Genomic DNA, 8,011 nt, shown 5'->3' with positions numbered 1-8,011 from the left:
CTCGGCGTCACCAGGAGTCACTCACGCCCCAAGGTCTCCAACGACAACCCGTACAGCGAGGCCCAGTTCAAGACCACCAAGTACATGTCCGACTACCCCGAGCGGTTCGACTCCCTGGCTCACGCCCGTGAATGGTTCGACGGCTTCATCTCGTACTACAACCACGAGCACCGACACTCGGGCATCGGTCTTCACACACCCGCCAGCGTTCACTTCGGCACCGCCGAACAGGTCCGTGACCAGCGGGCCGTCACCCTTGCCGAGGCCTACGCGCGGCACCCTGAACGCTTCGGCCACCGCCCCAGGCCACCCGAGATCCCGAAGACGGCGTGGATCAACGACCCGGCCAAGCGCAGGGAACCCACACCACAAACCTCATAGCGTCACGACCGTCTCACTGGACTTGAAATCTTCCGGGTCGCCTCCGGCGAAGTCCCGTCCGTGACGATCGGCCGTCTCCGCCGAGTGCCCGCCGAGGCGCTCAAGGAGTACGTGGCTGCCCATACGCAGGCTGCCCCTTCGACCGTCGCGCTCGCGGCCTGAGCGGGGGAAACCGAATGGCGAACACCCGCAAGCCCAACGGCGACTCCTCGATCTACCAGGGCAGCGATGGCCGCTGGCACGGCCGCGTCACGGTCGGGGTCAAGGACGACGGCACCCCCGACCGCCGCCACGTCAGCGCCAAGACCCGCCCCGAGGTCACGGCCAAGGTCCGCAAGCTGGAGAAGCTGCGCGACAACGGCACCGTGCCCAAGGCCGGCCAGAAGTGGACGGTCGGCAAGTGGCTGACCCACTGGATCAAGGAGATCGTGCCGGGCACCGTCAGCGAGAACACGTACGCCGGATACGAGGTCGCTGTCCGCGTCCACCTCGTCCCCGGCCTCGGCGCGCACCGCCTGGAAAAGCTGGAGCCCGAGCACCTGGAGCGCTTCTACAAGAAGATGCAGGCCAGCGGCAGCGCCGCCGGTACCGCCCACCAGGCCCACCGCACCATCCGTGTCGCCCTCGGCGAGGCCCTGCGGCGCGACCACCTCACCCGCAACGTGGCCACGATCGCCAAGGCCCCGAAGCTCGAAGAGGAGGAGGTCGAGCCGTTCGAGATCGAGGAGGTCCAGGAGCTCATGGACACGGCGCGCCAGCGCCGCAACTCCGCCCGCTGGATCTTCGCGCTCGCCCTCGGCCTGCGTCAGGGCGAGGTGCTCGGGCTCCAGTGGAAGGACGTCGACTTCGCCCGAGGCGTCGCCTGGGTCAAGCGTGGCCGGTTGCGGCCCAAGTACCGGCACGGCTGCGGCGACCGCTGCGGGCGCAAGCCCGGCTTCTGTCCGCAGAAGGAGCCGATCCGGCGCGAGACCAAGGACACCAAGTCCCGAGCCGGGCGACGCGCGGTGCCGCTGCCCGAGCAAATGGTCGCGATCCTCTGATTGCACAAGGAGGAGCAGGACCGGGAACGGGCCCTCGCACGCGACCTCTGGACGGACAAGGGCTACGTCTTCACCTCGGAGACCGGCGAGCCGCTCAACCCCAGCACCGACTACCACCACTGGAAGCGGCTCCTGCGCGAGGCCGGCATCCGTGACGGCCGCCTCCACGACGCCCGCCACACCGCCTCGACCGTCCTCCTCCTGCTCGGCGTACCGGAGCGGATCGTGATGGCGATCATGGGCTGGTCCTCGACCTCGATGGCCCAGCGCTACCAGCACGTCACCGAGCCGATGCTGAACGACGTCGGCAGGAAGATCGGCGCAGCTCTGTGGGGCGATGCCGGACGTGGTCCGGAGCATGCCGGAGCACGGCTGTAGCCACCGGAGCGCAATAACTGTCACCCACTCGGCTGGGCGCGATGGTCGGCCCGCGTGCGCTTGTTGCAGCGACGCTGGTGGGCTGGCCATCGCGGCCCAGGTGCGCGACGGCGTCGCCCAGGCTGGCCGGAGTGTAGGTGGCCCGTACCTGGCTCGGGTGAATTTGGCCGAGTTCACCCAACTCGGAGCCACTGGTTGCGATCAGACTGCTACGTTCCGTTCATGGACTTCAACGCCATCGCTAACTCGTTCGTGGGCCACTACTTCAACACCTTCGACAACTACGACGCGCGGGACAGCCTCGCGAGTCTCTACCGGCCGGAGTCGATGCTCACCTGGGAGGGCAACCAGACCCAGGGGGCGAACAACATCGTCGCGCAGCTCAAGAAGCCCGAGCTGAAGGTCGTCAAGACCCAGATCGCCTCGACCGACTCGCAGCCCGGGTTGGGCGGCAGCGTCGTGGCCCTCGTCGCCGGCACCCTCGCCCTCGACAACGCCTTCGACAAGCCAATGCAGTTCACCCAGGCGTTCAACCTGGCCCCGATCCCCGGCCAGCCCGGCGGCTTCTTCATCTACAACCAAATCTTCCGCCTCATCTTCGGCTAGCAGGCTGGACCTGGGTGCCCCTGCTGCGAGCAGCGGGCACCCAGAGCTCCTCCCGCACCGCGCTGGACGGCCGCTCCACGGCGAGGGGGCAGCATGGTGACACTGCGCGAGCTGGCCGAGCAGGACGCCGACGCTGTCCGTCGCATCTACACCGGCAGGGCGGTCGCCGACATGTGGTTCGGCCAGATGGTCGGCGCCCAGGCTCGCGACTACGTGCGCGAAGCCCTCGTCAGCAGCCAGGCAATACCCCGCGCCCTGCATGTGCTCGGCGTCGACCTGGATGGCGACCTGATCGGCATCGTCCGACTTCGAACCACAGGCGGCACTGGCCAACTCGCCTACATCTTGCGTGAAGACGCTTGGGGTCACGGCTACGCGACCACCGCGGTGCGTCTTCTGCTGGCTGGTGCGGAGGTCCCCCTGGTCACCGCCGAGCACCGCGTCGGCAATCCCGCCTCGGGCCGCGTGCTCGCGAAGGCTGGCTTCGTCCGGACCTGCGTGACCGCCGATCTGGTGCGCTACGAGATCGTCACCTCAAAGCAGATCACGGCAACGGAGGCCCAGAACCCCGACTGAGACCACGAGACGAAGAAGGCCCCGACCGGGAACCCGGTCGGGGCCTTCAATTGCCTTGCTAGGCAAAGGCGGAGGATACGAGATTCGAACTCGTGAGGGGTTGCCCCCAACACGCTTTCCAAGCGTGCGCCCTAGGCCTCTAGGCGAATCCTCCGAGGGAGAGCTTAGTACATGTTTCGGGGTGCTCGCGACCACCTATCCCGCAGGCGGGAGGGTGGGGGTGGCCTGTGGATCGTCGGGGCGCGGATCCGGTAGTGTGGGGGTCAGCCCCTCGTGTGGCGTCATCTCTCTGAACCCCCCCAGGGCCGGAAGGCAGCAAGGGTAGGAGGGCTCTGGCGGGTGCACGGGGGGTCTTTGCGTTCCCGGGGCCCGGCAGGGGGTGAGGGGCGACGCGTTTGTCGGCCCGTCCCGATATCGTCGGTGGTGTGTCCCTAGCCCTGTACCGCCGCTACCGCCCCGAGACCTTCGCGGAGGTCATCGGGCAGGAGCACGTGACCGCCCCGCTCCAGCAAGCCCTGCGCAACAACAGGGTCAACCACGCGTACCTGTTCAGCGGGCCACGCGGCTGTGGCAAGACGACGAGCGCGCGCATCCTGGCCCGTTGCCTCAACTGTGAGCAGGGCCCGACGCCGACGCCCTGCGGGGAGTGCCAGTCCTGCCGGGACCTCGCGACCGGCGGGCCCGGGTCGATCGACGTGATCGAGATCGACGCCGCCTCGCACGGTGGTGTGGACGACGCGCGCGAGCTGCGCGAGCGGGCGTTCTTCGCGCCGGTGCACAGCCGGTACAAGATCTTCATCCTGGACGAGGCGCACATGGTGACCTCGGCCGGCTTCAACGCGCTGCTGAAGGTGGTCGAGGAGCCGCCGGAGCACCTCAAGTTCATCTTCGCGACCACCGAGCCGGAGAAGGTGATCGGGACGATCCGGTCCCGGACGCACCACTACCCGTTCCGGCTGGTCCCGCCCGGCACGCTGCGTGACTACCTGGCGGAGGTGTGCGGCCGGGAGGGGATCCAGGTCGAGGACTCCGTGTTCCCGCTGGTGGTGCGGGCGGGCGCCGGGTCGGTGCGCGACTCGATGTCGGTCATGGACCAGCTGCTGGCCGGGGCCGCGGAGGGCGGCGTGACGTACCAGATGGCCACGGCGCTGCTCGGGTACACCGACTCCGCGCTGCTGGACGAGGTGGTGGACGCCTTCGCCGCGCACGACGGGGCGACGGTGTTCCAGGTGATCGACCGGGTGGTCGAGGGCGGGCACGACCCGCGCCGCTTCGTCACCGACCTGCTGGAGCGGCTGCGCGACCTGGTGATCCTGGCCACCGTGCCGGACGCCGGGGAGAAGGGGCTGATCGACGCCCCGGCCGACCGGGTCGCGGTGATGCAGGCGCAGGCGGACGCGTTCGGCGCGGCCGAGCTGAGCCGGGCCGCCGACCTCGTCAACACCGGGCTGACCGAGATGCGCGGCAACGCGGCGCCCCGGCTGCAACTGGAGCTGATCTGCGCCCGGGTGATGCTGCCGGGCGCGTACAGCGACGAGCTGTCGCTGCAGGCGCGGCTGGACAAGCTGGAGCGCCGGGCCACGGCGGGCGGGTTCGCCGCGCCGATGGCGGCTCCGGTGGGCATGCCGGCGGCGGCTCCGATGGCAGCTCCGGCGGCGGCCGCGCCGGTGGCCGAGGCTCCGGTGGCTCCCGCCCCGATGCCGGCCGCACAGCCCGTACCCGCTCCGCAGCCCGCACCGGCTCCGCAGCCCGCCGTGCCCGCCGGGCCGGCGCCGGGTGCCTGGCCGATCCCGCGCAGCTTCCCGCCCGCCGGCGGTGCCCCCGCGGCGCCCCCCGTGGCGCAGCCGCAGGCGGCCCCGGCCCCGGCCCAGGTGCCGGCTCCCGCTCCCGTGCCCGCTCCGGCCCCCGCCCCGACGGCTCCGGGCGGGCAGCCTTCGGCCTCCGCGCAGCAGGGGGCCGCGCAGGTCCGGCAGCTGTGGCCGCAGATCCTGGAGGCGGTGAAGAACCGCCGGCGCTTCACCTGGATCCTGCTCAGCCAGAACGGCCAGGTGGCCGGGTTCGACGGCAGCGTGCTCCAGGTGTCCTTCATCAACGCCGGCGCCCGGGACAGCTTCGTCGGCAGCAACAGCGACGACGTGCTGCGTTCCGCGCTGGCCGACGCGCTGGGCGTGGACTGGCGGATCGAGTGCATCGTGGACCCGTCCGGCGGCGCCGGAGGCCCGGGTGGCAGTGCGCCGGGTGGTGGCGCCCAGGGCGGCGGTGGCTGGGGAGCCCCGGCTCGTCCGGCGGCGGCCGCGCCGTCGATGCCCGCCCCCGCGCCGGCGCCCGTGCAGGCTCCGCCGGTCCAGGCCGCGCCGGCGCCCGTCCAGGTGCAGCCCGCGCAGCCCGCGCCGGTGCAGGCCCCGCCGCCCGCGGCGCCGGCCCGTCCGGTGCAGTCGGTGGCCCCGGAGGACGACATCCCGGAGGCGGACGACCCGGACCTCAAGGAGGACGTGTTCTCCGGCCAGGAGCTGATCATCCGCGAGCTGGGGGCGACGGTGCTGGAGGAGATCCACCACCAGGGCTCCTGACCCGGACCAGACGGGGCCTCGCGCCCCTGAGCGGACCCCGAACCGGACCCCGAACCGGACCCCGAACCGGGCCCCTTTCCGGGGCCCGGAGCAGCGGGCAGCACGTAGGCTCGGCGATGACGCACGAAGCACCGCAAGACAGCCGTGACAGCAAGGAGACAGCCGTGTTCCCCGGTGGTGGCCAGCCCAACATGCAGCAGCTGCTGAAGCAGGCGCAGAAGATGCAGCAGGATCTCGCGAAGGCGCAGCAGGAGCTGGCCGAGACGAAGGTGAACGGTACGGCGGGCGGCGGCCTGGTCGAGGCGACGGTGACCGGCGCCGGTGAGCTGGTGGCGCTGACCATCGCCCCGGCGGCCGTGGACCCGGAGGACACCGAGACCCTGGCCGACCTGATCCTGGCGGCCGTCCGGGACGCCAGCCAGACCGCGCAGAAGATGCAGGCCGAGCGCATGGGCCCGCTGACCCAGGGCCTGGGCGGCGGCATCCCCGGTCTGCCGTTCTAACCTCGGCTTCGAGTTCCAGAAGGTCTGAAGTTCAGACGACAGACCCATGTGATTTATGTGGGAGTCGGGCGTCGGGCGCTGTGTCCGACGCCCGATTCGTTGGATGATGGCACCGGAGCACCACCGGCCATCCGGTGCCGTCGGCCATCCGGTGCCGTAGGCGAGCCGGTACGCCGGCCGTCCGGCAGCACCGACCAACAGGCAGCACCGAACAACCGGCACCACCGACCAAGCGGTACCGCCGGACGACCGGCATCACCGACCATTCGAGGGAAGGCGCGACGTTGTACGAGGGCGTGGTTCAGGACCTGATCGACGAACTGGGCAGGCTGCCCGGCGTCGGGCCCAAGAGCGCCCAGCGGATCGCCTTCCACGTGTTGCAGGCCGACCCGACCGACGTGCGCCGGCTGGCGCACGCCCTGCTGGAGGTCAAGGACAAGGTCCGCTTCTGCGTGGTCTGCGGCAACGTCGCGGAGGCCGAGCAGTGCCGGGTCTGCCTGGACCCCCGCCGCGACCTCGCCGTCATCTGCGTGGTCGAGGAGCCCAAGGACGTCGTCGCCATCGAGCGCACCCGTGAGTTCCGCGGCCGCTACCACGTGCTGGGCGGCGCGATCAGCCCCATCGAGGGCGTCGGCCCGGACGACCTGCGCATCCGCGAGCTGCTGTCGCGCCTCGCGGACGGCACGGTCACCGAGCTGATCCTGGCCACCGACCCCAACCTGGAGGGGGAGGCGACCGCCACCTACCTGGCCCGGCTCTGCAAGCCGATGGGCCTGAAGGTGACCCGTCTGGCGAGCGGCCTGCCCGTCGGCGGGGATCTGGAGTACGCGGACGAAGTCACCCTCGGCCGCGCCTTCGAAGGGAGACGACTGCTCGATGTCTGACCGGACGATCAACCAGCAGCCCCACACCCCCCGCCAGCAGTCCCACGGGGAACCGGGGGCCCACGCCCCGCAAGCAGGGGCCCACGCCCCGCACGCGGACGTCCACGCCCCGCACACCCACGGCCACGGTTCGGAGCCGGACGACTTCGCCGTGCAGATCGCCGACTCGGTGGAGAGCTTCGTGCTCGCCGTCACCGAGGTCGCCAAGGGCGACGAGCCCGGCAGCGCGGTCTCGCTGCTGCTCCTGGAGGTCTCGCAGCTGCTGCTGGCGGGCGGCCGGCTGGGCGCGATCGAGGACGTCGTCCCGGAGGACCGCTTCGAGCCCGACGCGGGCCCAGAGCCGGACGGAGAGCAGCTGCGCGAGCGCCTCGCCGAGCTGCTCGCGCCGATCGACGTCTACCACGAGGTCTTCGACCCGTACGGTCCGCCGGAGAAGCCCAACGCCTTCCGGATCTCGGACGACCTGGCCGGCGTGGTCAGCGAGCTCCAGCACGGCCTGACCCACTACCGCGAGGGCCGGGTCAGCGAGGCGCTGTGGTGGTGGCAGTTCTCGTACCTCTCCAACTGGGGCACGACCTGTACGGCGGTGCTGCGGGCCCTGCAGTCGCTGATCGCCCACGTCCGGCTGGACAGCCCGATCGGCGCGGTGCCGGACGGCGCGGACACCGACGACGACGGGCTCACCGACGAGCAGCTGGAGCAGCAGGCGGGCGACCTGATGGAGGCCGAGCTCGGCCTGGGCCGCTAGGCGGCAGGTCGCGGCCGGTACACGGCAGCCTGTAGGCGACCGGCGACCGGCGACCGGCGACCGGCGACCGGCGACCGGCAGCAGGCGGTGGGCGGTGGGCGGTGGGCGGAATTCCGCGATCGCCGGCCCGGATTGTGACGGATGCCTCAGCGGCCCGGCCGGAAAAGGAAATCCGGCCGGATCACCGCCCCCCGATCCGCCGATTCTTCGGGACCGCGCCGAATCGCCCGCAGACCTGGCGGCGGAGCCACCCACACGGCCGCTCACGTGCTGAAACTACCGTCTCACCATATGGAAAGCGCCAGTCGGAGCACCCCTGCTCGGT

Annotated in this window: 7 protein-coding genes, 1 tRNA gene, 1 other RNA gene and 1 pseudogene; 9 read left to right on the top strand and 1 reads right to left on the bottom strand. The window is 71.1% G+C overall.

The window, feature by feature from the left end; all coding sequences use genetic code 11:
* The 4 genes and pseudogenes from ACIQ87_RS22910 to ACIQ87_RS22895 all read left to right on the top strand — a co-directional run.
* Positions 1-381 (top strand): integrase core domain-containing protein (locus tag ACIQ87_RS22910; protein WP_402409585.1); only part of this gene is annotated, 381 nt, incomplete at its 5' end.
* A gap of 176 nt (positions 382-557) precedes the next feature.
* Positions 558-1,799: pseudogene (locus tag ACIQ87_RS22905) on the top strand (tyrosine-type recombinase/integrase).
* A gap of 195 nt (positions 1,800-1,994) precedes the next feature.
* Positions 1,995-2,405 (top strand): nuclear transport factor 2 family protein, encoded by a 411-nt coding sequence (locus ACIQ87_RS22900; RefSeq protein WP_402409583.1) that lies wholly within the window; start codon positions 1,995-1,997, stop codon positions 2,403-2,405.
* Between the two features lie 93 nt (positions 2,406-2,498).
* Positions 2,499-2,981, top strand: a complete 483-nt coding sequence (locus tag ACIQ87_RS22895) for a GNAT family N-acetyltransferase (RefSeq protein WP_402409581.1) — start codon at positions 2,499-2,501, stop codon at positions 2,979-2,981.
* A gap of 69 nt (positions 2,982-3,050) precedes the next feature.
* On the opposite strand, the gene ACIQ87_RS22890 is transcribed toward ACIQ87_RS22895, so the two are convergent.
* Positions 3,051-3,135, bottom strand: a tRNA-Ser gene (locus ACIQ87_RS22890).
* A 111-nt stretch (positions 3,136-3,246) separates the two neighbouring features.
* Between ACIQ87_RS22890 and ffs the strand changes: the two genes are divergently transcribed.
* The 5 genes from ffs to ACIQ87_RS22865 all read left to right on the top strand — a co-directional run bounded on the left by ffs (position 3,247) and on the right by ACIQ87_RS22865 (position 7,686).
* Positions 3,247-3,337, top strand: an RNA gene (ffs, locus tag ACIQ87_RS22885) — signal recognition particle sRNA small type.
* Between the two features lie 69 nt (positions 3,338-3,406).
* A complete protein-coding gene (locus tag ACIQ87_RS22880; protein WP_402409579.1) occupies positions 3,407-5,551 on the top strand; it encodes a DNA polymerase III subunit gamma and tau in 2,145 nt (714 codons plus the stop codon).
* A gap of 164 nt (positions 5,552-5,715) precedes the next feature.
* A complete protein-coding gene (locus tag ACIQ87_RS22875; RefSeq protein ID WP_392868351.1) occupies positions 5,716-6,054 on the top strand; it encodes a YbaB/EbfC family nucleoid-associated protein in 339 nt (112 codons plus the stop codon).
* 284 nt (positions 6,055-6,338) lie between these two features.
* Positions 6,339-6,938, top strand: coding sequence for a recombination mediator RecR (gene recR, locus ACIQ87_RS22870; RefSeq protein ID WP_350575393.1), 600 nt, complete (start codon positions 6,339-6,341; stop codon positions 6,936-6,938).
* On the top strand, positions 6,931-7,686 hold the full coding sequence (locus tag ACIQ87_RS22865) for a DUF5063 domain-containing protein (RefSeq protein ID WP_402409577.1): 756 nt from the start codon (positions 6,931-6,933) through the stop codon (positions 7,684-7,686). The genes recR and ACIQ87_RS22865 overlap by 8 nt, the downstream gene beginning before the upstream one ends.
* Positions 7,687-8,011: the final 325 nt, after the last annotated feature.

This window comes from Kitasatospora sp. NPDC096204 (genome assembly GCF_044763205.1).
In the GTDB taxonomy this organism is placed as follows: domain Bacteria; phylum Actinomycetota; class Actinomycetes; order Streptomycetales; family Streptomycetaceae; genus Kitasatospora.
The sequence above is the reverse complement of the archived record's forward strand: the minus strand, read 5'-3'. Positions and strand labels throughout refer to the sequence as shown.